This window comes from Burkholderia sp. 28_3 (assembly GCF_003253915.1).
Lineage (GTDB): Bacteria > Pseudomonadota > Gammaproteobacteria > Burkholderiales > Burkholderiaceae > Burkholderia > Burkholderia cenocepacia.
Window position 1 is genome coordinate 1 of sequence record NZ_QKZF01000006.1, and the last position, 23,825, is coordinate 23,825.

A 23,825-nucleotide genomic window follows, 5' to 3' on the forward strand; every position below is an offset into this window, starting at 1 on the left:
AGCGATCACGATCAACCGAAACGGGTGATCACGATCATTCGGAATCCATGATCACGATCCGCCGAAATGCGTGATCACGTTCGCCGGAATACGCAACCGTGCACGTGCGGCTCAATGACCGCGGGCGGCGCGATACCGCGATGGGCGGCGCACCGGACAATGAGGTGTTGCTGAGAATAGCGCACCGCGGCAGCCTTTCCGGCGTCATGCTTCGTCCGCTGATTGACGCCTCGAAGGTTGTATCGGCCCAGGAGCTTGTCGATGCCGCCACCATTGCTGCGAGACTCGGCGCGGATCTCGGCGTCGCACTGGGCGACACGTATGAGAAGGCAAGGGACTTCCGGGAGCGGTTCTACTGCAGCGAGATCGAGCTCCTGTCGTTTCTCGGCCTGCTTGATGCGACTGCATGTCTGTTTGTCTCTGCTGCCCTGGGTAGACGGGATCTGGATCTCGTGGAAAAGTCCGGCGCATTGCTCGTCTGTCCGTATGGGTTGCCGGGTCACCCTCGCGGAGCGCGCGCGAGGCGCGCACACGTGGCGCTTGAATGCGGACTCGGACCTTCGTACGTGGGGCAATGCGCGCCGCGGTGGCTGGCAATGCTCGATCAGGACGACGGCGGTGCCGATGCCAACCAGCAGGTCGACGGGATGACGGTCGATGCGGCGCGCGCGCTTGGCATGACAGGTCGGGGAATGATCGCCCCCGGGATGCACGCGGACATATGCCTGTTCTCCCGGCGGCAGGCCCACCTTTCGCAATTGGGTAGCCGCGGGTTCCTGGGGCTGCTTGCGCGTCAACGCCCTGATGCTGTGCTGCTCCAGGGAATATGGAGGACAGGCCTGGGCCGGCTGCGGGATGGACAAAGCGAACGGCATCGCCGGTCCGACACTGCAGCGCCGGGCGGATCGCATCGCCTCGCCCGTGATCCTTGCGCACAGCCGGTATCGCTGTAGGGGTTGCCAGTGTCCGGTAGGCCGGGTGGCTGGAATGGACATATCCGGCTGCGTCAGCGCGTGCGCATGTACGCCCTGTAGACGGCGGGTGACAATTCCTGCAGTTCCCGTCGGCGTGCGAGCAATTCCCGTTGCCGGCCGTCCCTTTCGAGGATCAGAAGATCAAGGACCAGCCGCATCGCACGTTCGGGTGCGAGCTGGCGCGACGGCTGGGCGTGGGCGAGCCATCGCGCAAGGCCGGTTTTCTCGATCAATGCCCATACGGGAAACCATGCAAGGTCAGAGCCGTCGCCATTAGCTTCGAAGTTCGCGTTGAAAGCAAGAAGCAGCGCGTCGAGGGAGGAATCCGCGAGGCGGCCGGCGAGTGTGTCAAAGCGGGAGGGCGAGAGCCACGCGAGTTCGGCCAGCATGGGCCATGCGGCCTCCATCCCTTCGATGTGCCAGGTCGCCTCGGTCATCCATGCAAGGGGAGCCGGGAGGCGTCGCCACGATGCGGTCGCGCTGACTTTCCGCCTTGCGGCGTCCCAGTCGCCAGCCTCCAGCAAGAATGCTGCGGAGTGGCAATCGGCATACCGGGGGCTGTACGCCAGCATTGCACACCGGTGCGCAAGCCGTCTCCATAACACCGGCAGCCACGCCTTGGCATCGCGATGGCCAAGTAGTTGAATTGCAGCAGCCCGGACGTGTACCGTCAGCAGCGTGGCAGTCTCCATGGCGGCGACGTAGCTGCAAATGGGTGCAGTACCGGCATCGTCACCGATTGCGTTCACAAGAAGCTCGAGGACCGGCAGGTGGTGGTCACAGGGAAATTCGGCGGCCAGTACCTGCATCACCCGACGTGTACCGGCATCGTCATATCGCTGCAGGGCGATGAGTGCATCGTTGAGCAGTGCGACGTCCCGGCTGTTGGCAAAGATGTCCAGTTGATCCACGCAGGGTCTCCGTTATGTCGTCCGGCGACAATGCTTTCCCGACCGACGACCACACACGACGTTAAGGCTGCCTGAAGATGGAGGCGATGGCCGCGCGTTGACCGCATGGCGTCGCTGCGGGGTGCGGCAGCACACGGGGTGAACTTGCCGGAAGCGGGACCGATTGATGTCGCGGTGCGTAGCGGTCCGGAATGCGGCCACGAACCGGTTTGACGCGCATGTGCCAGGTGCGGGGGTATCGACCGGCGCCAGCGGCAATGCGACAGTTGCGCCTACGCCTGAATCAGAAACCGCTCGCGATTCTTGCCCTTGACCCACAAGGGCGCGCGACCGCGGCCGCTCCACGTCTGGCCTGTCTTCGGGTTCTGGTATTTCGGGGTCGGTATCTGCGCGGCGCTGCCGTTCAGCGGGGTGCGCTTTCGCCCAAAGATCTGTTCGGGCGTCAGTCCATATTCCTGGACAAGGGCCTGCACCTGCTCGAGGACCGTATGCAGTTCGGCAAGCCGGGCTTCTTCGGCTTGGGCCAGCAGTTTTTCAGCCTTTGCCTTGAGTTCTCGATAAGTCGCCATTCGTTGCTCCTTTGTGGATTTTTCCCACCGGGCTGAATCATGCGTATCGGTTCACCGGAGTAAGTCGCGCCAGAATGCGCCTCTGACGTGCGGTTTCAGCGTTTCCCGGTCGCACAATTTTACCAATATGTTGACAACGCAACGCGGTCCTGCGGCGCCTTTTGCCCTCCTAACTTTAGGAGGTGGATCGCGTCTGGAGCGGACACCATAAACGGAAAGCAGGTCAATGACGAGAAGAGTGGCCTGCCGGGCTGTGCGATAAAAGCAGGTCAACGTTAAGTAATCGAACCGCCATTCGAAGCCGATTGTATAATTAGGAATCCATATTAATAACTGGATCCCGGGGGATGTAGACGGAGGACACCGTGAACCCTCAGAAAGTATCTTCCCGATATTTCGTGCACCTGAAGCGGGCCTGGTATGCCGAAGTCACGCTTCGGGAGACGCCGTTTGTGGACGAGGTGTGCTTTGGGACCGTACCGGCCTCGGGCGCCGGTACGTATGGCGAAATGGCGGTGCGCTGGTACCGGCTCGACCATGTGCTGGCTCCAAGGCTGGAAGTGTTCGACGACGGGTGGCGGCTACTGGCCGACTTTGGCGAGATTCTGCAGGCAATGGCGCAGGTGCGCACGGGCCGCAACGTGGCCATCGCGCCCGCAGCCTTCTGCTTGCTGCTGCAAGAATGTGGGTTTGTCGATCGCACGCCGGTCGAGTGCCCGCCGCTACTGCGATCCCGGCGGCCGACGGATGCCCTCCGGCCGGATCGCGATCGCACCGATGGACCCACCAGGTAGCCGTGGTCGAAGGCGTCCGCGCTGTGCTGCGGGCGCATGTGGTTGCTGGCGCACCCGTCTCCGGGTGGAGTACGACCTGGCACATTCCCGGCTCTGAGAGGAATCAATCGGGGAACTCGCGCTCAAGACATCGCTTGCGCAGGAGTTCGAGATTGACGAGGCTGTATTTCCCGATCGACACGGTCGGAATGTAACCGCGGTTAGCAAAACCGATGACCACGCCGATGGGCAGGCCCACCAGCTCGGCGAAACGTTCGCGGGTGACCAGCGGCGAGGCGTAGACCGGCAATGCCGCCACGGCGGGTAGGGAAGACTGGTCCATAATACTCTCCGGAGTACATCAGTCCCCCAAAGGACTTTTATCCCCAAAAAGGATAAATGGTCGTTTTGGGATGTTATACTGGAGAGAATGGAATCGTGTCAACTACCTTGGAAGACCGTGTGATCCTGCTGCTTCGGGAGCAGTCTGGTGACGATGCGCGTGTCAGTTACGACGAGGAGGAGCCGGGGCGGCCCCTGTTGGGCGGTCATGGATTCTGGGAGCGGCTTGCCGAGCGCACGGGCGTCCTGTCGCGACGATGGCGCAAGGTCTATGCACGCGAGCAGAAGGTGACATCGGACATGCTGCAGGCGCTGGCGAGGCTGTTCCCGTCATACGCGTTCTGGCTCGCGACGGGCATCACGGACGCCACCAATGGGCATACTGCACCCGCCACCGCGCAGACCTTCCCCGAACGCCTGCACGTGGATTCGCCTGAGTCGTCAGCGTATTTTCACGCGTCGATCGAGCTGGCGGACCGGCTGTTCCGCGAAGGGCGGGTCAATGCGGAGGACGACGCGGAGCGCCTGTATGCGGCAGAGAGAACCCGGCCGCTCGCGCACTGGCACGACAGCCCGCTCGCGGAAGTCGCGTACCGGCTGGCGGGCACGCCGGAATATGCCGGACTGCAGCAGCTATGGGAGCGTCGGGAAGGGGAGCGCGCGGTGCGAGGCCGGCGGATCGCCGGAAAGGACCGCCCGGGCGGCAGACGACGCACCGAAGCGGTTGCGCCAGGAGCACAAAGCGCAGTACTGGGGGTGGATGCCCGAACCGCTCACCAGGACGTGTGGGATCTCTTTTATGTGCCTGCAGGCCGGATGCCAGGCAATCGAAAGCGATAGTCCCTGAGCCTAGGGGCATCGTCATCCGGCCGGTGAGGGAATGGGAGTGTCGAGATGACGATCAAACAGGTCAAATCCGGCTGGCAGGTCAATGTGCAGCCTGGGGGACGGGGCGCAAAGCGGCTGAAAAAGACGTTTGCGAAGAAGGCTGACGCAGAGGCCTGGAAGCGGCACGTGCAGGCCAAGGTCCAGGAGACACCCGAGTGGGTGCCGGCACGCAAGGACGCACGCCTGCTGTCGGAACTCGTCGAGCTATGGTACCGGCTGCACGGATCAGGTCTGAACTCCGGCGAAGACACGAAGCGGCGGCTGCTCGCGATGTGCGAGGCAATGGGCAATCCGCGCGCCGACCGGTTCACCGCAGACATGTTTGCGGAGTATCGGGCTCAGCGACTCGCCGCCGGGATTACAGCGAACAACATGAACCGCGAACAGGCGTACATGCGCGCCGTGTTCAATGAGCTGAAGCGGCTCAAGCAATGGAAGCGTGCGAACCCGCTGGAGGATCTGCGGGCGTTCAAGATTCAGGAAAACGAGCTCACTTTCCTCACACTGCCGCAGGTGCGGACCCTGCTCGACGAGTTGCCCAGGGGCCGGAACGTGCATGTCACGCTGGTCTCCATGGTGTGCCTCGCCACCGGGGCGAGGTGGGGCGAGGCCGAGGGACTGCGTATCTCCCAGGTACGCAACGGCGTGATCCAGTTCGTCAAGACCAAGTCAAGCAAGGCGCGTGCAGTCCCGATCAGCAAGTCACTCGCGAAAGGCCTTCACGCGCACTTCAGGACCCACGGTGAAGGCGAGCGCATATTCGGCACGGCATGGTCAGCGTTCCGCGAGGGGCTGCAGCGCGCGAAGATTGTGCTGCCGAAGGGGCAGCTCACGCACGTGCTGCGGCATACCTTCGCGAGCCATTTCATGATGAACGGCGGCAATATCCTCTCCCTGCAGCGCGCGCTGGGACATCATAGCCTCACGATGACGATGCGGTATGCACATCTGTCTCCTGATCACCTTGCGGAAACCCGGCATCTCAATCCGCTTGCCCACGTGGAGCTCTCCGATCGGCGTGCGACCGGGCAGCGCGGCCGCCGCAGGGATGTGATGGCTACGCGGGAGCGGCTTCCTGGGAGGCTCACGGGTCACCCCGAACAGCGGCGTGGCGCCGGAACAGCAGGGGGACGTCGCCCGCTGTCCGCCTTTCTCGCGCGCATCAGTGCAACGCCGACGCAACCGATACGGGCCGTGGCGGGTCGCACGAGCGCCCCGGCATAGGCCGTCGTGCCTCGTGCAGAAGCCGGGCACAAGGGGGAACGGTTGCTTTCCTGGTGGCGCGCCGCGCTATAGCGGAGGCAGTCGTCTGTCCAGCGGGGCAGTCTTCACGATGGAAGTATGCGTGTCGGCTTTTCCATGCAGACGTTTGAGAACCTCGTCGAGATGGGCAACCGAGCGCAGATAGAGGTGGCAGACAAAATCGTCGTCGCCGGTGACCTTGTAGCAGGTCACACATTCGGGGATTTCCTTGATCAGTCTTTCAACCAGGGTGAACTGGCCTGTGAGGGACTTCACCCGCACGATCGCCTGGATCGTATAGCCCAACGGCGCGGCGTCAAAGTCGATGGTGAACCGCCGGATGACGCCGCAGTCTTCGAGTCGCTTCAGGCGTTCGCTGCAGCTCGGAGCCGAGAGTCCGACCTCCGCTGCCAGCGTTCGTATGGAAGTGCGTGAGTCGTTGTGAAGCCTGCTGATCAGATGACGATCGATATCGTCGAAGAGCAGCCTGGCGGATCGAAGGATTTTCACACGACGGGCCTTACATGATGAGCGATTTTTCAATATATCACTTTACAAACGCTATGGAGCGGTCCCGGTCTCGCCAGATACCATCTCTTTGCCCACACGATAAAGGCGGGCATACGAGTCCCCAGAATTAGACGCTTCCCGAACGCGAAAGGATCTGCAATGGCCACCTCATTTGGCGAATCGAAACTCAAGAATCACCTTGACCAAGTCGTGCAGGAACCCGTGCGTCCGGTGGACATATCGGCAGGGACAACCGGTTTTTCGCCGGTATGCGGTTCATCGACGAACTGGAGTCGCTATGCGTCGAACTTCTCAAGAAGGCGTTTCGCGTGCGCTATGCTGACCACCGGTTGATGGGTGGCATGGCGGCCACGCTTGTCGCCTACACCGCATTGACTCAACCTGGAGATAGGGTGATGACCGCACCACTGCAGATGGGCGGCGACACCAGCAATCGGACCAACGGTCCGCCGGGCGTGCGCGGGACGAGAGTGATCGACATTCCTTATTCGGTGAAGGATGGGAGCATCAACCTCGACGAGTTTGCGACGATAGCGCGTAAGGAGCGACCCGCGGTAACCGGGCTCGGGATGACGCTCACGCTGTTTCCACTGCCGATCCGGGAGATCAAGGCCATCGTATCTGAATGGGGCGGGCTCGTATATTTCGACGGCGCGCACCAGCTCGGCCTGATCTCGGCTGGGCTGTTCCAGGATCCACTCGGCGAAGGTGCCGATGTCATGACGGGTTCATCGGGCAAGACGTTTAGTGGTCCCCAGGGTGGCATCATCTGCTGGAATACCGACCGCCTCGCTGACACGATTGCCGAAACGATTTTTCCTGTTCTTACGGGTAGCCACCAGATCAATCGCGTCGCTGCCCTCGCTGTGGCGGCGTCGGAAATGCTCGAGTACGGACCAGTTTACATGCGTCAGGTTGTCGCGAACGCCCAGGCGCTGGCGGAGTTCCTTCACGACCGGGGTATTAACGTTCTCTATGCGGAGCGCGGTTATACGCAGACACACCAGATCGTTGTCGATTCCAGACCTGCTGGGAGCGGCCGCACGGCCGTACGCCGACTTGAGGCTGCAAACATTATCTGTAACGAAATGCCTTTGCCCTGGGACTCCGTCGAGACGGGCGGGGTTGAGACCGGGATCAGGCTGGGCACCGTGGAAGTCACCCGTCGGGGGATGGGGGTAGCCGAGATGGAATGGATAGCCGAACGGATCGCGAAGGTGCTGCATGGTAGCGAGGCAACAGCAATCGCACCGGAGGTCGCCGATTTCCTGGGTCGGTTTGACACGATCTACTACTGCCACGAACATGGACTGCCGCCCCGTTGATGTGTCGTGTACTGGTTATTTGAATATATCGAGGTGATATGTTGTTGACGGCCGCCACGGACCTGAAGCCGGTCCTTTCCTTTTCGCTCGCTTCCATCGCTCTGCTTGCAAGCCCTGGCCCCGCTACGGTCGCGCTCGCTGCCAGTGGAGCGTCATTTGGGTTACGGCGTTCGTTGAAGTTCTATTTCGGAATCGTGGTGGGCCTGATTCCAGCCATCGCGCTGGTCGCAGGTGGGGTCTTTGTGGCGCTGCGCGCTGTTCCGGTCGTTTCGTCGGTTCTGTTTGCCGTGTCGGTAGCTTACATCCTGTACCTCGCGGTAAAGATCGCGTCAGCACCACCGCACTCAGACCCCGAGGAAGTTGCTTCGCCGGGTTTTCTGTCTGGGTTCATTCTTGGGATTACCAATGTCAAGGCTTACGCGGTATTTGCCGCGCTCTTCGGCGGGTTTGCGCTAGGGATTTCGGACCAGTGGGACGTGTTGATCAAAGCCGCAATCTGCATGGCCGTGATCGTGGTCTTTGATTTTCTCTGGCTTGCAACCGGGAGTAACCTGCGTCATTTTTTTACGAATCCTGTATTGAGCCGGATCGTAAACACTGGCCTGGCTGCATTGATGCTCGTGATGGTGGTGTGGTCAGTGTGGAGGTCGTGAACTTGCTACCCGCATGACGTACGGGTCCTGTCTGTTTGAACCATTTGTGGTGACTGTGACGATGAACACTGGAAATACCGTCAGGCTCTACTATGGAGGGCCACTTTGGGAAGTGCTTAGAAGCTCTCCGGGAGGTACGGGTTCCGCGTGTGTTCTATGCGTGCGCAAGCGGGGCCGCCGAGAGATGGCAATCTACCGTGTGTGTGACCTCGTGTCCATCAATGGGGGGGAACCTTCCGCGCTCGCACGATGCGCTGAACACGCCACAAACAGACTGCGCCCTGGTATGCGGAGAGATATTCCTGATAAAAATTCGGCGTTACTTTAAGGGTGCCCCTCAGGCATGATCGAGTGCGGCCCTTTCGAATTGTCCAGACCGGGTATCTATGGAGTTCACCGAATGCACAGTCGCAGGTACTGCCTGCATTGCGTTGTTGCTCGTAGCGACGCTGCATGCGCCAACACATAGGCCTTCGCCCGGGACGACTCACAGGAATCACCATGCTCATGGTACACGTTTCTGGATTTTTTCCGTCGTCGTAGGCGACCGTGACGTGATGCCAGATCCATGCGAGTATGCAGTATCAGGTGTTGAGCAGGACGTTGTGTACGAGTTCCAGTGCATACCGCTGCCGTGCGTCCGGTGGCGTCTCCCCCGGTGCGTCGTTCGCGTGGCAACCATCCTCGGGTGGTGCTGCGGTCTGGAGCCAAGCCTGATAGCTCACGGCCTCGAGCGACCAACGACGTGTCGCGGTGCATAAGGGAGCCGGGTGTACAGGGCGGTGCCCGTCTCCTGACGGCGCCGGGGCCCCTTTCTTTTCTGCGCGCGATCCTGACCCTGGGTTGTCGGGCCCGATCACCGAGCTCCTTGTCAGATTGCTTCGTCACAATGGCGGATACCGTTGGCCTGCGGATCGGTTCAGCCGAACCGTATTCCTGCCCGACGTCCCGCCGTGAGTGAGCGGAGTTTCCTGGGCGACAATCCCGAAACCGTCGAGATCGCACAGGGCGGAGGTGCCCGACTGCTACTCGTCCCCCTTGGGCTTTAACGCCGATCGCTCTCCCGAAGCTATATTCGCCGCAGGATCATTCGCGCGATCCGGTTCGAGAGCATGGGATGCGCGGGCGCGGCCTGTGAAGTAAGATCGTCGTTCGCCGGGAGAAACGCACATGAAGAGTTCGGAGCACAGACGTGAAGAACGCGAGACGCGGACAGCCGGGAGCACGGTCCTACAGTCAGCGATATTTGTGCCGGAGGAAGCAGAGCTGCTGGTCGCCGAGGCGCTTGGTGCGAAGCAATGCATCGTGTCAACTTCTGCCGATGAGCGGATCGCTGAGGTCTGCGCTGGGCACGTCGCGTCTTTCGGCGAAATCCATGCTTCGGCGAAGACGGCGATCGTCGAATATTGCGAGTCCCGACACAGGATGTTTTCCGTTCTTACGCTACGCGGCAAGTTTGCCGGCTTTGTGCAAGTTTCCGGCCCCCAAGGCCGGCCGCAGTTCACTAACCACGACCTGAACGTACTGCGCATACTCAGCATATTCATCGGAAAGGTGGTCGAGGCGGACCGTCTGCAGAAACTCAGTGTCTCTCCGTTCGCTCAGATAGCTTTGAGACAGTCGACCGACCAGACGATCGGGGATATTGTCACACAATCGATAGAAAACCCCGGTCAGGTATCAAAGATTCTTGCGAAATCGTTCTATCGGGAGATGACGCGGGCGGGATTCGATTTCAGCCAGATCATTGGCGCGGCCACCGAGATCATCTCCGAATTGGCCGACAATGTCCGCAAGCATAGTGATCGACAAAGGAGACGCGGTGGGTGAGCCCGTCCCTCCCGTGCAGTGCGCCCGTCTCGTCCCAGTTTATGTGCTGGCCATGCGCCTCTGACTAGCCTCCAGCGATCAGAGCGTGATTCGCCAGATTTCAGCGCTATCACATACTTCACGCCCACCTGTCCAACCGGGCGGATATGCGCCCCGTCCTGAGATAAGCCGGCAAACAGGGTGTCGTTTAAAGGGGCCAACGTTAGCGATCAAAAGGCAATTCGTGCTGCGCTGGCGACACTGCGGATGTGCTGTCCGATGTTCGCTCGAGCGAACCGATGCGCACGCCGATAAGTCGAATCCGCCGATCCAGTGGCACGCGCTTCAGACATTCGCCCGCTGCGCGCCGGATGGCCGCAGCATCGGTTACTGCTTCGGGCAGCGACAGGTCACGCGTGACAATCCTGAAGTCGGCAAACTTGATTTTCAGACCCACGGTGCGGCCACCGTACCCTTTGCGCTGAAGATCGTCGGCGACCCGCTCGCAAAGACGCGTGAGTGCCGGTGTCAGGGTCACGCGGTCCCGATTCACATGCATGTCCCGCTCAAACGTCGTTTCGCGGCTCATGGACTTTGGTTCGGACGCAACCACGATAGGGCGATCGTCGATACCTCGCGCGACCCGCGCGAACCACTCCGCATACGTGCGCCCGAAGTGTTCCTGGAGCAGACCAGGATCCGCTGCGGCGAGCTCTCCCACGGTTGCGATTCCGATCCCTGCCAGACGCTCGGTTGCGCGCGGGCCGATCCCGTTGATCTTTTTCGCGGCCAGCGGCCAGATCCGCGACTCGAGATCCGCCATCGTGAGAACGGTAAGACCGTCCGGCTTGTCCAGTTCGGATCCGATCTTGGCGAGCAGCTTGTTCGGGGCGATCGCGATAGAGCAGGTGAGGCTGGTCGCCTGACGTACGGCCGCCTTGATCCGGTCCCCAAGCTCGCGGGACTCACCCGTCACGGCGGTGAGGTCAATGTAAATCTCGTCGATGCCCCGGTCCTCCATCTGATCCGTGAACGCGCCAACTGCGTCCTTGAATAGCCGGGAATAGCGTCGGTACGATTCGAAATCCGTAGGCAGGAGAATGGCGTCAGGCGCGAGTTGCGCAGCCTTCATCATGCCCATCGCAGAAAATACGCCGAACGCCCTTGCTTCGTAGGTCGAGGTGGTCACGACGCCGCGGCCGACATAGTCGCGCAGCCGTGCGAAGCGGCGTGTACCGTCGGCCAGGATTTTCGGCGTCGCATTGCGTCCGCCGCCGATCACGACGGGTTTGCCACGCAGCTCGGGATAGCGAAGCAACTCGACGGACGCGTAAAATGCGTCCATGTCCAGGTGCGCAATCCGGCGCGTTCTATCATTCATGATGTTGTGGGCAGAGCAGAATCACCCAGGAGACCCATGAGCGTTCGTGCGTTGCGCTGTCCCTCGTCTTCGAAGCAGTTGGTTTATATACCGTAACCTGTTACTGCACCTCTTGTCTATTTTCCGTGCTGGCGTGCATAGTGGTCGAGCAGTAGCCTTTTTATAAAAGGCGGGTAGCCGGGAGGGATGATGACCAGAACGAGTGACGTAGAACTGGAGCGCTGCAGAAGTTGGACGTAGGGGATGTCGTCCGGATAATCGCTCCATATGCGGTGATCGACACTACGTTCGTTCCCGTAAAGGCGCGGACTTCCAGGCGTTGGCATGTCTGTGTCGGCACCCGACACTTCGAACCGGTGGCAGCCGGTTCGCGATTCTTCGACACGCGCTCGCGCATCGGTGGTGCCGGCGCCGTAGATCTCGCGATGCACCTCTACAGTTCGGGGTTCAAGGCCGCGGTGGCCATATTGCGGGAGCGAGGCCTGTGAGGCTTCTGCTGACAACCGAAGACGTCCGGATTCATGGAATAAGTTACGCGGGCTTTCCGCTACTGCTCGACGATCGCACGAACAACGTCGCCAATATCGGCCCTTCAGCCGATTGGCCTAGATCGTCAACGATCGCCCCGCAGCCCCTAACTTGAACGAGGCAGAATGCCTATCGACCGCTCGCCGTGCCGGAACATGTGACCCAGGCGTCCAGGCCGTCAAGTCGAGAAAGAGGAGTGAATTTCGTCCACGGTGCGAGCACGATGATCCGCTTCAAGTCTTGGCACCACTGCCGGAGTGTAATCGCCATCATCAGTGCCCGTTCTTACTACCAATGTTGCTTTACTCAATGAAGTTGTGGTCGAGGTCAAAGACAACACTTCGTCAATCGCCTTCCGCTTTTTTGGGCCGTGCCGCCCAGCCACCTATCGCCATATCATCGTACAGCGCCGTTGATGGAGCGTTGTGATACGTGGGCCATGAACATCGCCTGTGAACGGCGTTCCCATCATGCTTGCCAGAAGCCGAAATTCGCGCTCACTCGGCTCCGGCACACTTCGATACGTATCGAAGCATTAGCCGACTGCGTGCCGTTATAGTTGGACTCGGTGTGCAGCGAATGACATGGTGCGGCGCGCTAACATATCTGAATGCGGAGGTGCAATGAACCAGACTATCGATCCCACCATCTCCCATATTTATGAGGCTTGGCACGACACAGTGCGCAAGAGGGATCTGGCCGGCACTGCCGCGCTATATGCAACAGATGCTCTCCTCGAAACACCGCTTGCGCTGGCCGTCTATCCTGAACGTCAGTCGGGCTTGATCCGTGGGCGCATCGCGATCAAGACATTCTTCGAAGACAGTCTTCGCAAGTTCCCGGGCGACCTGGGGCAGTGGTATCGGACCGGCACATTTTTCGCAAATGGTCAGCAGTTGACGTGGGAATACCCTCGCGAAGCGCCGAAGGGTGAACAGGTGGATCTCATGGAGATGATGGAGATTGAGCACGGCCTGATTCAATGCCATCGTGTCTATTGGGGGTGGTACGGCGTGCGGCTGTTGACGCCTGCACTCACACGCATCGACGCGAGTTCAGCCTACGGCGATCCAGCGCAGGCGTGAAAGAATCATCCGCCTATGCACTGAGGTAATCATCCGTTCCGGGCAAAAGGAAGGCTATGTTCGATGCGATGGGCAAGCGCGAGGTTGTCATTATTGGAGCGGGCGTAGCGGGAATCGCGGCCTTTGTCAGCGCAGTCAGGAACCGGAGCGTTTCGCGCATCGATATCGTCGATCCGCGTGGCGTCGGCAATGGAATCGCCTTTGCCACGACAGAGCCCGCGCTCCTGTGTAATACATCCGTCGAAACGATGTCTCTGCTCGACGACGATTCATACGATTTCTTGCACTACCTTCACGCGCAGGCAATCGACGTTTCGCCTGACGCGTTTGTTCCGCGTTTTCACGTTTCACATTACCTTGCCGACCGCTATGCGCACTATCGGATGCTGGCGCGCGACGCTGGCGTCCAGCATCGTCATCTAAGGAGGGCCGCGCGGAGGATCGAGAAGCAGCCCACAGGCCGGTATCGCGTATTGCTCGACGACGGTAGTTCGCTTGAAGCGAGCGATGTCCTGATCTGCACGGGTAGCGGTGCACCGTTCCTGCCGGAGGCGCTGCGACCGCATATCGGCGCGCCGGCGTTGTTCGAATGTCTGTACCCCGAGCGGCGCGTGATGGAATATCTGGCAATGCCGTCCCGCATTCTGGTCGTCGGCAGCCGACTGTCGGCGGTCGACGCGGCACTGCTCGCATGCGGCGCCGGGCACTCCGTGGTGATGGCGTCCCCATCGGGCCGGTTGCCTGCCGTACGCACCGCGACACCGCGAGAATGTCCCATCGCAATCGACGAAGCAGCATTTGCGCGGCTCGATTTATCGAGCCCACTGCTTTATCGGCGTCTGCTGCGGCAAGTTGCACGATCGACCGAGGCTGTCGCCGGTCGGCCGTTGCGCAGTCAGATCGACCGATCCGCAAATGCGGCGGAACGGCTCGCACAAGAAGCCGGGTTGGCCCGGCATGGCGCGACGGACTGGCAGAACATCCTGGTGCGTTATATGGACCTTGCGGAGCAGCTGTTGCGCGACGGCACGCCCGAGGCGCGGAGCCAGGCGCTCGGCAACTGCGCCACCGCAGTCGGCCGGTATCTGTTTGCAATGCCACTCGGCACCGCAGAGAAGCTGCTGGGTTACATCAACGATGGCCGGTTGCAGGTGATGCCGGCCGTGCCCGAGCGCTTGCGTCGGGACGAGTTTTGGCGTGTCCAGTGGAGCAGCGGCGCACTTGACAGCTTCGACGCCGTCATCTGCGCGACGGGGTTTCACAGGCCACGTTTCCATGCAACATACGATTCGCTCGCGTTGACGGCAGATACTCTGTTGCCTGTCACAGCGCCACGCGTATCGCCGGATCTTCGCGTCTGGCTGCCCGAAGCAAGCGAGCCCGAACGTATCTGGACTGCGGGCATCGCCTCCTATCTCGCGGCGCCTATGGTCAATGCGGTCTACCAGTCGGTTCGCCAGGCTAACCAGATAACGGCGGCATGGCGCTCGATCTGAAGAGTTCAACCGCAAGGGTCATTAACCGCCGGCTGCAGCCAGCTCGCGCGTTTTCAAGGGGATCAACATGCAGCTCTATGGCGATCGGGGATCGAGCAATACGCGACGCGTCCTGACCGTAGCACGGCACCTGCAGCTCGACGTGGAATTCATCTTCGTCAATCTGTTCGCGGGAGAAAATCGCACTGCGGCATACCTGGCGCTGAATCCTAACGGGACGATCCCCACTTTCGTCGACGGCGATGTGGTGCTGTTCGAGGCTTCGGCCATCATGATTTACCTGGCCGAGAAGGCGGGCTCCGCTCTGTGGCCCGATGGCGCCGCCCGTTTCGAAACCCTCAAGTGGATGTTCTGGGCCGCCGAGCATTTCCGTCGTGGCCCCTCCATACTGATCGAAGAACGCTTCATCAAACAGATTCAGGGACATCCGGAAGACGCGGCGCTGGTCGGCGATGCGCTAAAGTCTATCCATCGCTATGCCGCCGTGCTTGACGCTCATCTGCGCGATCGCCCCTTCGTGGTGGGTCACACGTTGACGCTGGCCGATATCGATCTGGCCGCGCCGTTTAGCCACATTCCGCGCACGCGCGCGCCATTCGACGCCTATCCTGATCTGATGGCATGGCACAAGCGTCTGATCGATGGCGTTCCCGCGTGGCGTTCCACCGGCGAAGATCTGGAGCGCCGAATCACCGAGATACAAAGCGCCACCGCGGCGCGCGCACGAGCTGCATAGCCACACTTCGGCCGCGCTGCGGTGGTCTCATGCGAACGCAGGTTGCTCCTCGACTGGACGGTCGGTTTGCGGCAGCAGCGCAGCTGCTTCACCCATATTACGCCGGATGTCGAAGTGCTTTTCCAGCGCATCCCACCCCTTGGACGTGATCGTGACCGAGCGCGCCACGGGCGACTTGCGCATCCAGTCCCATGCAACAAAAGCGTCCATCAGACGGGCGCCCAGCGGTCCCGCGATGTGGTATTGCCGCTCGGTCCAGTCGAGGCACTGCCGGGCGTGCCCCGTATGGTCCGAGGTCTGCGGGGCAGCATCGACGCCGAGTTCCTGCAGCCATGTGTTGCCGCAAGCGGTGAGTGCGTACTGGCGATCGCCGGCCTCGACGACGAAGCCTCGTCTGAGCATGCTTTGAGTGACGGCGACGCCGACCTGGCCCGCGAGGTGGTCGTAGCAGCAGCGCGCGAAGCGCAGTTCGCGGGCCGAGCGGTTCGGGGTGTTTCTCCAGGCTGGAGTGACGGGGCCGATCGACGCGAGGCTTTCGAGCGCATGCGAAATGTGCGCGCCGGCGAGCTGGAAATAACGATGCCGCCCTTTGCTTTCGACGGTCAGCAGGCCGCCGTCGAGCAGCTTGGCCAGGTGTGAACTCGCAGTCTGCGCAGTCACGCCCGCCGCTTCGGCAAGTGCACTCGCCGACAAGGCGTTGCCGTTTGCTAGCGTAATCAGAATCACAGCCCGAACCGGCTCCGCGATCAAATGTGCAACGGTTGAGATATTGTGCTGACTCATCTTTCAGCCTCCCGGATTAATGCGTTTTAGCTAACGAAAATCCTAGACTACACACTTCGATACGCTCCGAAGCATTCTCAGTTCACACCGGCTTATAGTCAACAGAGAATTGATAAATGGGGTTTGGGCTCGTGAATAATGAAAATGAACATCAAAAGCGGGTATTAACGGCGACCAGTCTCAGCTACGTCGTCGTCATATTAGATACATCCATTGTCAACGTCGCATTGGAGCCCGTTGCTGCGAGTCTGGGCTCGGATATCACGGGTCTTCAATGGGTGGTCAATGCCTATACGCTCACATTTGCGAGCCTGTTGCTGAGTAGCGGAGTATTGGGCGACCGGATCGGTGCAAAATCGGTCTATCTGGCCGGACTGCTGATTTTCGCTTGCGCATCGGCATTATGCGGATTCGCACCGGACTTGCAGATTCTTGTCGCTGCACGGATTTTACAGGGAATAGGTGCGGCATTACTGGTGCCGTGTTCGCTGACACTCATCAATAGTGCGTTTCCGGTTGCGCAGCAGCGAGCCGGTGCGATCGGCGTGTGGGCCGGATGCGGCGGCGTCGCGATGGCGGCAGGGCCGCTCGTTGGCGGCTTGCTGATTCATCTGTTGGGCTGGCGGAGCATCTTCCTGGTGAACGTGCCGATTGCGCTAATCGGCGTCTGGCTCACCACGCGAATCGAGTCCGCACGTCCTGCCGTGTCCGACCGGCCGTTGGACCTGGCCGGGCAGGTGCTCGCCATCGTCGCGCTGGGTGCGTCGGTGGCAGTGCTGATCGAAGGCGCGAAGCTGGGGTGGCATGTGCCGGTCATCCGCGCCGGCGTCGCGACCGCGATCGTTGCATGGATTGCATTCGCGCTGGTTGAATCCAGGCGCCGACAACCCATGCTGCCCCTGTACTTCTTTCGGCATCCGACATTTTCCGCATCGGCGTTTGCGTCGATGATCTCGGGTCTGGTGTTCTACGGATTGTTCTTTCTGCTGAGCCTATATTTTCAGTCCGCGCGCGGTTGGCCGCCGTTGCGGACCGGTCTCGCGTTTTTGCCCTTGACGGTGATGGTGACAGTCGGCAGTTTCGCTTCAGGCGCTTTGAATAGGGCTTATGGTGCACACAAGCTCGTGTGCGGCGGCTTTCTGCTCTATGCACTGGGCTTCGTCGGGCTGCTTGCATTGGCCGAAGATGCCCCCTATTGGCGGATTGCACTCTGTTTCCCGGCCGTCGGCTTCGGTGCCGGCGTGATTACACCAGCGGCGACCGCCGCATTGATGGCTGCGGTGGATAAGGCGCGCGCGGGCGTTGCAGCAGGCGTTCTCAATGCAAGCAGGCAAACGGGGTCCGCATTCGGGGTTGCGATCTTCGGCGCGCTGATGAGCGCCATCCAGCCACTGGATAGCGGGGTTCGTGTCGCGGTCTATCTGGCTATCGGCCTGTCACTGCTCGCAGCGCTTCTATGGAGTCTCGCCTCGGTACTGGCCACCCGTTACGCGCGTGAGACTGCGTAGCCGACATCGCGTTTCTTGTACCCACAGCAAGCTGGCATGCGCAGCGTTCGCGCCGCACATGGCGTCTCTGCGCCTTTTCGAAGCTCTGTTTCCGCCAATCAAAAGGATTTAAACCATGCACCTTACGTCAGATGCGGTAATGGATCTGGTAGGAATCGGCATAGGGCCGGCGAATTTGAGCCTCGCGGCTTTGTTACGCCCGCATCAGCAGATCAAAGGCCGATTCTTCGACAAGCGTAGCGAGTTCCAGTGGCATTCAGGCCTGATGCTCCCGCAGGCAGCGCTACAGGTGCCTTATCTGAAGGATCTGGTGAGCCTCGTCGATCCGACTAACGAGCTCTCGTTCCTGTCGTTTCTGGTCAAGCATAAGCGCCTGCTGTGCTTCATGAACGCGAATTTCCCGCAGGTACTGCGGCGCGAATTCAACCAGTATTATCGTTGGGCTTGTGAACAGATTCCGGACCTGCAATTCGACAGTGACATCGAGTCGGTCGACATCGAAGGCGGCCTCCTGGTCGTGAAGGGCTCGGGTGGAACCCAAGCCACCCGCAACGTCGTGCTCGGTACGGGCCAGCAGCCGAGTGTGCCGGCATGCGCCAAGCCGTGGCTCGGCACGACGTTGCTACATGCGTCGCAATATCTGCTCAATAACAATCCGGTTCAGAGCAAGCGCGTGGTCGTGGTGGGCGGGGGCCAGACGGGCGCGGAGGTTTTCCAGCATCTCATTTCCAATACGGATGCCATGCCGGCAAGCGTGGCCTGGGTATCGCGCCGCTGGAATTTCTTTCCGCTCGACGAGTCGAGCTTTACCAACGAACTCTATACACCTGAATACAGCGACTATTTCTACGGTCTGTCCGAAACACAGCGGCGCCAATTGCTCGCCGAGCAGAAGCTGGCGAGCGACGGCATTTCACCTTCGCTGCTCGAATCGATTTATCGGCGCGTGTATGAATTGCGCAATGTGCTTGGGCATCCTTGCGACCTCCATCTTCAACCCGGCCGCGAACTGGTTGACGTCACCCGCAACAAGGGCGGTTGGGCGCTCGAATTAAAGCATGCACATTCGGGCATTCGCGAAGCGCTCGATGCCGACGTCGTCGTACTGTGCACCGGTTACGACTACCGTATGCCGGCTTTCCTCGATCCTATCGCCGGGCGGATCGATACGAATGAGGGCGAGTTCGTCGTGGACGAGGATTACTCGATCAGATGGGACGGCCCGCAAGATTGCCGGATTTACGTTCAAAACGCCGCGCGCAGCCAGCGCGGTATCGCCGATCCCAATCTCGGCCTGATTCCGTGGCGCTGCGCGCGGATCATCAATAGTGTCGCCCATCGCGCCGTGTACGACGTGGAAGTGCCGGCGCCCTTCGTGAGCTGGGATGCGCGAAGCCATTCCAGCCAAGGAGCCAGCCCCAGCCTGCGAATGGCTTCGTAACTTGCCCGGTCAGCTGCGAATTTGTTTAAGGATGGCTATGGAAAATCATTTGGAAGTCGCATCGGCGGACGCGGTGGTGGCACCTTTTCCCGTCATACCGGAATGGCAGGAAGCCGTGAATATTGAAGGCGTGAAGCTGTTCATGCACAGCTTCGTCGACGCGATGGCCGGGGCGCCGTTGCGCACTTCGCGGTTCACGATACGGCCCGGTTGCGGGACGCTGGAAGACAAGCATGCTGTCCGTGAGATCTGGTTCATCTCCGCGGGCACCGTCGACGTCTTTTACGGCGACGCCTGGCATCACGTGGGTGCCGGGCAGGCGGTATTTTTCGAATCGTGGAACCCCCACTTCGCGAGAAATAGCGGCGATGTCGAAGCGCAGATTTTCTCCGTGTGGTGGGAGTGATGATGAATGACCGATACGACCTGGCGATCGTCGGCGGCGGCATAGTCGGCGCGTGGACCTTGTATCTGGCGACTCTACGGCATCCAGGATGGCGCATCGTACTCGTCGATCGCTACAGGGTAGGCGATGGAGCTACCGCGCATTCGGCTGGCGTGCTGCTCGCCACGGGGCGTTCAGCGCGTGAGCGCAAGCTGGCGGCAATCAGCGCTGACCTTTACGGCAGTGTGCAGGCGCCGTTGGGTTTGAACACAACTCGGGCGGACGTGTTCTGGGTTACCGACGCGCAATCCAGTGACGAGGTGCGCACGGTTGCGGTCGACTTCTCGATAGGTGGCGGTTCGATCCCACAGGCCGAACTGGAAAGCCGGCTCGGTCTTTCGGTGCGTCTCGACGCCGTGCAGACTGTGCTGCGCGGTGGCACGGCGATCAGTCACGATCCAGGGCTCATCGCCAGGTCGCTGATCAGCGCGAGTCTGCGTTCGGCGAACGTAAGCTGTGTAGAAGGCGCTGCCGTGACAAAGATGCAGCCGTCCGCAGGAGGTACGGAGCTATGTCTGGCGGACGGTCGTGCGCTCCACGCCGCGCGTTCCGTGGTTGCCGTCGGGCCCTGGATCATCGAGCAGCCTTTCGAAGCATTCGCCGACGCGCACGACGTGCGGATCAAGAAAGTCGTCGCCTTGCACGTCGATCGCGCGCCGCAGCCTGACGCTGCAGCTGTGTTCTTTCCACAAGACGACGCCTATCTGATGCCGTTGCCCGCGCGCAATCAATGGTTGTTTAGTTTTCGCAGCGACGAATGGGATTGCCGGCCTCGTAAGCACGCTCTCGAAATTAGCGACCGCGACCGTAACGTAGCCGAGGCCGTCTTGCGTCGATATCTGCCGGATTTGGCCGATGTCTGCTGCGGTGGCCGGGTGTTTTGCGATGCCTACACGTCGACAGGGGAACCGCTGGTCTCGCTCGACCCCTGCCTCCCGGCGGTCTTTGCTGGCGCTGGCAGCGGTGCCGGCTTCCGGTTAGCGCCGGGGATCGCGGAGGAAGCGTTGCGCCTGATCGAAGCCTGAGGCAATTCCCTCGCGCTCTTCCTGCTTTCTGTCAAATCTATGTACACATGGACGCTACTGTGATCTCTTCAGCGCGGAAGTTCTTTCTGATGCCCATACCGCCGACACCGAACGGCCGGCTGCACCTCGGCCATATCGCCGGGCCTTATCTGCGGATGGACATGTTGTGCCGCTATCTTCGCAGTCAAGGTCATCATGTGCGCGTCGTGTCCGCCGTTGATGGCTTCGACTCGTACGTGCTCTGGAAGGGACTACAGGAGACCCGCCCGCCGGAGGAAGTCTGTCGTGACTATCACGCGCAGATTGCCCGCGATCTGGCGGCGCTCGACATCGAAGTCGACGATTTTCTCGATCTGGTGCAAGGGTCGCATGCACCTAGCCACGCCAATACCGCACGGCGCGCTGTCGAGATGCTTGTGGCGAGCGGTCATACCGATACCATCGTCGAGAAGGTGCTGTACAGCCGCGCGACCGGCCGGTACCTCGTGGGCGCATGGCTGACAGGCCAATGCCCGCAGTGCGAAGCCCCGGCGGCCGGTTATTTTTGCGAGGCCTGCGGTGCCCACTTTCGCCCTGAGTCGATGCTCAATCCCGGACCGCGGATGGGCGATGCTGATCTGGAATGGCGTGAGACGGAAAACATCTTCCTGCGCGTGCCGGATGAAGCGGAACTCCTACGACGGCTGCAATGCGCCGGTGCGCCCGAGAAGTTCATCGCAGTGGTGCTGCGGTTTTTAGCGCGCGAGCGTGGCCTGGTCAGGCTGACCGCGCCTGGTGATTGGGGCGTCGCCTGGCCAGCGGACCGGTGGGGCAATCCCCGAGTCCTGTTCGAGGCGGGGTGGGAGTACGGCTTGACGTGCGGCGAGCGCTACGCTCAGATGGAGGGCGGTGACGCTCATCCGATGGCCCGCGGCAGCGATGTGACGACGTTGGTCAGCTTTGGCATCGACAATGCCGTCCTGCTGCTGGCGGGCTCGGTGGCGGTAATGAATGCATTGCCGGAGCGTCAGCCGTTCGATCACGTGTTGACGAACTACTTCTATAACCTTCAGGGTTCCAAGTTTTCGACTAGCAGGCTGCATGTGGTTTGGGCTGCCGATATCGTCGACATGACGCCTGCGTCGAGCGATGCAGTACGTTGCTTTCTGGCTCGCGAAAGTCCGGAGGAGCAGACGAGCAACTTCGACGTGGGCGACTTTATCCGCTTCGTCAACGACGACCTGGCAGGCACGATGCAAGCGCGGATCGACGCTGCGTGGGAGACGCTGGCGCGAAGTCCCCAGCGCGAGTGGTCCATGTCGGCTTCAATGGCTGGGCGATTCGAGGCGTCGTCAAGTGCGTTGGATCACGCGTTCCGGCTCGATGCCGTCTCCGCGCGCGCTGCATGTGCCGTGCTGCTTGCATGGGATGGCCTGCCACAGGTCGATCTTGGGAATCCAGAGGAGGCGTACGGTTGGCTCAAAGGCCTCGCGTACTTTGCCGCACCGATCATGCCCCGTCTGTCTTCCGAACTGTGGCGCGCGCTTGGACATGAAGGAATGCCGTTGCGGCGCGAGGTGCGTTGCGTGTCGACACCGCATATGCAAGGCAACTGCCGCGCATGGTTCTCACCGCTGTCGCTGGAATCGCTCAGTCCATGCTTGCCGGCCGGCCTTTCGCTCGCCGGAGTGGCAAGCCATGCGTGAGACAGCCGACGTCGTGGTGATAGGTGGCGGCTCGACCGGAAGCAGCGTCGCGTGGCATCTCGCGCGGGCCGGTTTGACGGTAAGGTTGCTGGAGCGCGGGACAATCGCATCCGGCTCGTCCGGCGATTCTCCAGGCATTGTCCGTCAGTACTATCCGAACCCCGCGCTGGCTCGACTCGCGGCGCGTGGCTTGCGGATTTACCGGCAATGGGCCGAGATGTTCGACGGCGAGTGCGGCTACCAGCGTACTGGTTTTCTGACAGGCGTGACACAAGCCGAGTGGGGACGTACCTGTGTGCAGGTGCATCAGCAGCAATCGGACGGTATCGGCGTGGCGCTCTACTCACCGACGCAGATGCGAGCTTTAATCGCCGACCTCCAGGTCGACGGTCTCGCTGGCGCCGTATACGAGCAGGATGCGGGCTACTGCGACGCACGCGCAACAGCGCAATCTTTCGCGCAGGGCGCGCAGCGGTTCGGCGCGGTCATCGACGAGCACCGCACCGCGTGCCGGATTCACACGCTCAATGGGCGGGTAACCGGCGTGGAAACCGATCGCGGCCGGATCGACGCCGCCGTCCTGGTCAATGCTGCAGGCCCCTGGGCGGCGTCTCTCGCTGCGACTTGCGGCGCCGATCTGCCCATTACCGCATCGAGACAAGGCGTGGCCATCTGCAGGATCGAGGCGCAGGCGGAAGAAGCGCAACTGCCTGGGTATAGCGAAAGGAAACACGGTTTCTACCTGCGGCCGGATAGCCCTGGCATTTATATGATCGGCTCCCTCGCTCCGGACGACAGTGGACCGGTCGATCCTGACGCGCATCGCCCCCAGATGGGTGGCGATGTGAGCCGGCGATATTGCGAACGCGCCGCGCAGCGATTTTCCCGGCTTTCGGATGCGTCGCCGGTTGGCAGCAGGGTGTCATTTTTTGACGATACCCCGGATGGGAACCCGATCGTGGGAGTTGATCCGCGCGTCGATGGGCTGATTGTTGCCGCGGGTTTGTCGGGACACGGATTCAAATTCGCGCCGGTATTTGGACAGGAAATCGCTGCATTGATCGCCGGAGGAAAAATGCATGCTGATCTCGATCAGTTTGAAGTTAGCCGATTTCTCGACTAACGCTGGCCGGTGCCGTTGAGGTTGTGACTATCGAATCAGCTAACTTCGCGCGACAGATTGCGTTTCCTCGGAACGCAGCGACCGCGGGAGAGATCGCTGTGGATCATCGTGCGGAATGTCCGCTAGGCGGTATCTGGAGGTCCGTTGCGGGTTGATCCGAGCCATTTGCATCTACCAATGAAGGTGTTCGCAACTTGGAGCGTTGGCGGAGCAGCGTGTGGTCATGAGTTTTCCGAGGACTACGATAGTGGGGTATTTTCCGTCGAAGTCCCCGCTCACTTCTGGTCATTCGTCTGATGGCTAGGACGGTATTCTCAGCACAAAACGTTACTAAAGAATCCGTCATTGAAATCAAGTGTTTGGCGCTCGGTAATATCACCGCATATAGATAATTTCCTCGCCCGTTGCAGTGGCTTCCGCTACCTCAGACCGCAAATGGTTGTCCGTCCGGACCGGCCTTCGGCGGGATAGCTGGCGTCCGGATGGCCGGCTGCCGCCCAGACGTGCCTGCGGTACTTCCCGCAGGCATCGACGCCATTTCAGCCAGGCGCTGGTGCGTGCGAACGGCCGCC

22 protein-coding genes are annotated in these 23,825 nt (G+C 60.8%); 16 read left to right on the forward strand and 6 right to left on the reverse strand.

The window, feature by feature from the left end:
* Window positions 1-98 precede the first annotated feature (98 nt).
* Window positions 99-953 carry a hypothetical protein gene (locus DFS13_RS14935; protein ID WP_134163152.1) on the forward strand — a complete coding sequence of 285 codons (855 nt, stop codon included), beginning with the start codon at window positions 99-101 and terminating at the stop codon, window positions 951-953.
* Between the two features lie 53 nt (window positions 954-1,006).
* Here DFS13_RS14935 and DFS13_RS14940 read toward each other — a convergent pair whose 3' ends face one another.
* Both DFS13_RS14940 and DFS13_RS14945 read right to left on the reverse strand, forming a co-directional pair.
* Window positions 1,007-1,885, reverse strand: a complete 879-nt coding sequence (locus tag DFS13_RS14940; RefSeq protein ID WP_012431336.1) for a hypothetical protein — start codon at window positions 1,883-1,885, stop codon at window positions 1,007-1,009.
* Window positions 1,886-2,157: 272 nt separating this feature from the next.
* The gene (locus DFS13_RS14945) at window positions 2,158-2,454 is read right to left on the reverse strand and encodes an H-NS family nucleoid-associated regulatory protein (protein ID WP_012431337.1); all 297 of its coding nucleotides are present in this window, start codon (window positions 2,452-2,454) and stop codon (window positions 2,158-2,160) included.
* A gap of 365 nt (window positions 2,455-2,819) precedes the next feature.
* On the opposite strand from DFS13_RS14945, the gene DFS13_RS14950 reads away from it, so the two are divergent.
* The gene (locus DFS13_RS14950) at window positions 2,820-3,248 is read left to right on the forward strand and encodes a hypothetical protein (protein WP_012431338.1); all 429 of its coding nucleotides are present in this window, start codon (window positions 2,820-2,822) and stop codon (window positions 3,246-3,248) included.
* Window positions 3,249-3,351: 103 nt separating this feature from the next.
* Here the strand turns inward: DFS13_RS14950 and DFS13_RS14955 are convergent, their stop codons facing one another.
* Complete coding sequence (locus DFS13_RS14955) at window positions 3,352-3,570, reverse strand: hypothetical protein (protein ID WP_012431339.1); 219 nt, start codon at window positions 3,568-3,570, stop codon at window positions 3,352-3,354.
* Between the two features lie 119 nt (window positions 3,571-3,689).
* Here DFS13_RS14955 and DFS13_RS14960 point away from each other — a divergent pair, with 119 nt between their 5' ends.
* Together DFS13_RS14960 and DFS13_RS14965 are read left to right on the forward strand one after the other, a co-directional pair.
* Window positions 3,690-4,409 (forward strand): hypothetical protein, encoded by a 720-nt coding sequence (locus DFS13_RS14960; protein ID WP_175895004.1) that lies wholly within the window; start codon window positions 3,690-3,692, stop codon window positions 4,407-4,409.
* Between the two features lie 54 nt (window positions 4,410-4,463).
* Entirely contained in the window at window positions 4,464-5,681 is a 1,218-nt protein-coding gene (locus DFS13_RS14965; protein WP_012431341.1) for a tyrosine-type recombinase/integrase, read from the forward strand.
* 66 nt (window positions 5,682-5,747) lie between these two features.
* Here DFS13_RS14965 and DFS13_RS14970 read toward each other — a convergent pair whose 3' ends face one another.
* A complete protein-coding gene (locus tag DFS13_RS14970) occupies window positions 5,748-6,209 on the reverse strand; it encodes an Lrp/AsnC family transcriptional regulator (protein WP_012431342.1) in 462 nt (153 codons plus the stop codon).
* 239 nt (window positions 6,210-6,448) lie between these two features.
* Here DFS13_RS14970 and glyA point away from each other — a divergent pair, with 239 nt between their 5' ends.
* The 3 genes from glyA to DFS13_RS14985 all read left to right on the forward strand — a co-directional run bounded on the left by glyA (window position 6,449) and on the right by DFS13_RS14985 (window position 10,038).
* Window positions 6,449-7,555 (forward strand): serine hydroxymethyltransferase, encoded by a 1,107-nt coding sequence (gene glyA, locus DFS13_RS14975; protein WP_223274391.1) that lies wholly within the window; start codon window positions 6,449-6,451, stop codon window positions 7,553-7,555.
* A 38-nt stretch (window positions 7,556-7,593) separates the two neighbouring features.
* Window positions 7,594-8,208 carry a LysE family translocator gene (locus DFS13_RS14980; protein WP_012431344.1) on the forward strand — a complete coding sequence of 205 codons (615 nt, stop codon included), beginning with the start codon at window positions 7,594-7,596 and terminating at the stop codon, window positions 8,206-8,208.
* Window positions 8,209-9,378: 1,170 nt separating this feature from the next.
* Window positions 9,379-10,038, forward strand: coding sequence for a hypothetical protein (locus tag DFS13_RS14985; RefSeq protein WP_012431345.1), 660 nt, complete (start codon window positions 9,379-9,381; stop codon window positions 10,036-10,038).
* Window positions 10,039-10,240: 202 nt separating this feature from the next.
* Here DFS13_RS14985 and dinB read toward each other — a convergent pair whose 3' ends face one another.
* Window positions 10,241-11,398, reverse strand: coding sequence for a DNA polymerase IV (gene dinB / locus DFS13_RS14990; RefSeq protein WP_012431346.1), 1,158 nt, complete (start codon window positions 11,396-11,398; stop codon window positions 10,241-10,243).
* 1,151 nt (window positions 11,399-12,549) lie between these two features.
* On the opposite strand from dinB, the gene DFS13_RS14995 reads away from it, so the two are divergent.
* The 3 genes from DFS13_RS14995 (at window position 12,550) to DFS13_RS15005 (ending at window position 15,243) form a co-directional block, all read left to right on the forward strand.
* Window positions 12,550-13,011 (forward strand): nuclear transport factor 2 family protein, encoded by a 462-nt coding sequence (locus DFS13_RS14995; RefSeq protein ID WP_012431347.1) that lies wholly within the window; start codon window positions 12,550-12,552, stop codon window positions 13,009-13,011.
* A 56-nt stretch (window positions 13,012-13,067) separates the two neighbouring features.
* Window positions 13,068-14,507 carry an FAD/NAD(P)-binding protein gene (locus DFS13_RS15000; RefSeq protein WP_012431348.1) on the forward strand — a complete coding sequence of 480 codons (1,440 nt, stop codon included), beginning with the start codon at window positions 13,068-13,070 and terminating at the stop codon, window positions 14,505-14,507.
* Window positions 14,508-14,574: 67 nt separating this feature from the next.
* Entirely contained in the window at window positions 14,575-15,243 is a 669-nt protein-coding gene (locus DFS13_RS15005; protein WP_012431349.1) for a glutathione S-transferase family protein, read from the forward strand.
* 27 nt (window positions 15,244-15,270) lie between these two features.
* Here DFS13_RS15005 and DFS13_RS15010 read toward each other — a convergent pair whose 3' ends face one another.
* Window positions 15,271-16,026: a helix-turn-helix transcriptional regulator gene (locus tag DFS13_RS15010; protein WP_012431350.1), complete on the reverse strand. Its 756-nt coding sequence runs from the start codon at window positions 16,024-16,026 to the stop codon at window positions 15,271-15,273.
* A gap of 116 nt (window positions 16,027-16,142) precedes the next feature.
* Between DFS13_RS15010 and DFS13_RS15015 the strand changes: the two genes are divergently transcribed.
* The 6 genes from DFS13_RS15015 to DFS13_RS15040 all read left to right on the forward strand — a co-directional run bounded on the left by DFS13_RS15015 (window position 16,143) and on the right by DFS13_RS15040 (window position 23,253).
* Window positions 16,143-17,534, forward strand: a complete 1,392-nt coding sequence (locus DFS13_RS15015; protein ID WP_012431351.1) for an MFS transporter — start codon at window positions 16,143-16,145, stop codon at window positions 17,532-17,534.
* Window positions 17,535-17,649: 115 nt separating this feature from the next.
* Window positions 17,650-18,975 (forward strand): lysine N(6)-hydroxylase/L-ornithine N(5)-oxygenase family protein, encoded by a 1,326-nt coding sequence (locus tag DFS13_RS15020; protein ID WP_012431352.1) that lies wholly within the window; start codon window positions 17,650-17,652, stop codon window positions 18,973-18,975.
* A gap of 37 nt (window positions 18,976-19,012) precedes the next feature.
* Window positions 19,013-19,381 carry a cupin domain-containing protein gene (locus DFS13_RS15025; RefSeq protein WP_012431353.1) on the forward strand — a complete coding sequence of 123 codons (369 nt, stop codon included), beginning with the start codon at window positions 19,013-19,015 and terminating at the stop codon, window positions 19,379-19,381.
* 2 nt (window positions 19,382-19,383) lie between these two features.
* Window positions 19,384-20,445 carry an FAD-binding oxidoreductase gene (locus tag DFS13_RS15030; RefSeq protein ID WP_012431354.1) on the forward strand — a complete coding sequence of 354 codons (1,062 nt, stop codon included), beginning with the start codon at window positions 19,384-19,386 and terminating at the stop codon, window positions 20,443-20,445.
* A gap of 47 nt (window positions 20,446-20,492) precedes the next feature.
* Window positions 20,493-22,130, forward strand: coding sequence for a methionine--tRNA ligase (locus tag DFS13_RS15035; RefSeq protein ID WP_083772027.1), 1,638 nt, complete (start codon window positions 20,493-20,495; stop codon window positions 22,128-22,130).
* Window positions 22,123-23,253, forward strand: a complete 1,131-nt coding sequence (locus tag DFS13_RS15040; protein WP_012431356.1) for an FAD-binding oxidoreductase — start codon at window positions 22,123-22,125, stop codon at window positions 23,251-23,253. The genes DFS13_RS15035 and DFS13_RS15040 overlap by 8 nt, the downstream gene beginning before the upstream one ends.
* Window positions 23,254-23,825: the final 572 nt, after the last annotated feature.

Excerpts from the sequence above, each read along its gene's own strand:
- DFS13_RS14945 (WP_012431337.1), bottom strand. The coding sequence starts at position 2,454 with ATGGCGACTTATCGAGAACTCAAGGCAAAGGCTGAAAAACTGCTGGCC.
- DFS13_RS14955 (WP_012431339.1), bottom strand. The coding sequence starts at position 3,570 with ATGGACCAGTCTTCCCTACCCGCCGTGGCGGCATTGCCGGTCTACGCC.
- DFS13_RS14965 (WP_012431341.1), top strand. The coding sequence starts at position 4,464 with ATGACGATCAAACAGGTCAAATCCGGCTGGCAGGTCAATGTGCAGCCT.
- DFS13_RS14980 (WP_012431344.1), top strand. The coding sequence starts at position 7,594 with ATGTTGTTGACGGCCGCCACGGACCTGAAGCCGGTCCTTTCCTTTTCG.
- DFS13_RS14985 (WP_012431345.1), top strand. The coding sequence starts at position 9,379 with ATGAAGAGTTCGGAGCACAGACGTGAAGAACGCGAGACGCGGACAGCC.
- dinB (WP_012431346.1), bottom strand. The coding sequence starts at position 11,398 with ATGAATGATAGAACGCGCCGGATTGCGCACCTGGACATGGACGCATTT.
- DFS13_RS14995 (WP_012431347.1), top strand. The coding sequence starts at position 12,550 with ATGAACCAGACTATCGATCCCACCATCTCCCATATTTATGAGGCTTGG.
- DFS13_RS15000 (WP_012431348.1), top strand. The coding sequence starts at position 13,068 with ATGTTCGATGCGATGGGCAAGCGCGAGGTTGTCATTATTGGAGCGGGC.
- DFS13_RS15005 (WP_012431349.1), top strand. The coding sequence starts at position 14,575 with ATGCAGCTCTATGGCGATCGGGGATCGAGCAATACGCGACGCGTCCTG.
- DFS13_RS15010 (WP_012431350.1), bottom strand. The coding sequence starts at position 16,026 with ATGAGTCAGCACAATATCTCAACCGTTGCACATTTGATCGCGGAGCCG.
- DFS13_RS15015 (WP_012431351.1), top strand. The coding sequence starts at position 16,143 with ATGGGGTTTGGGCTCGTGAATAATGAAAATGAACATCAAAAGCGGGTA.
- DFS13_RS15020 (WP_012431352.1), top strand. The coding sequence starts at position 17,650 with ATGCACCTTACGTCAGATGCGGTAATGGATCTGGTAGGAATCGGCATA.
- DFS13_RS15025 (WP_012431353.1), top strand. The coding sequence starts at position 19,013 with ATGGAAAATCATTTGGAAGTCGCATCGGCGGACGCGGTGGTGGCACCT.
- DFS13_RS15030 (WP_012431354.1), top strand. The coding sequence starts at position 19,384 with ATGAATGACCGATACGACCTGGCGATCGTCGGCGGCGGCATAGTCGGC.
- DFS13_RS15035 (WP_083772027.1), top strand. The coding sequence starts at position 20,493 with ATGGACGCTACTGTGATCTCTTCAGCGCGGAAGTTCTTTCTGATGCCC.
- DFS13_RS15040 (WP_012431356.1), top strand. The coding sequence starts at position 22,123 with ATGCGTGAGACAGCCGACGTCGTGGTGATAGGTGGCGGCTCGACCGGA.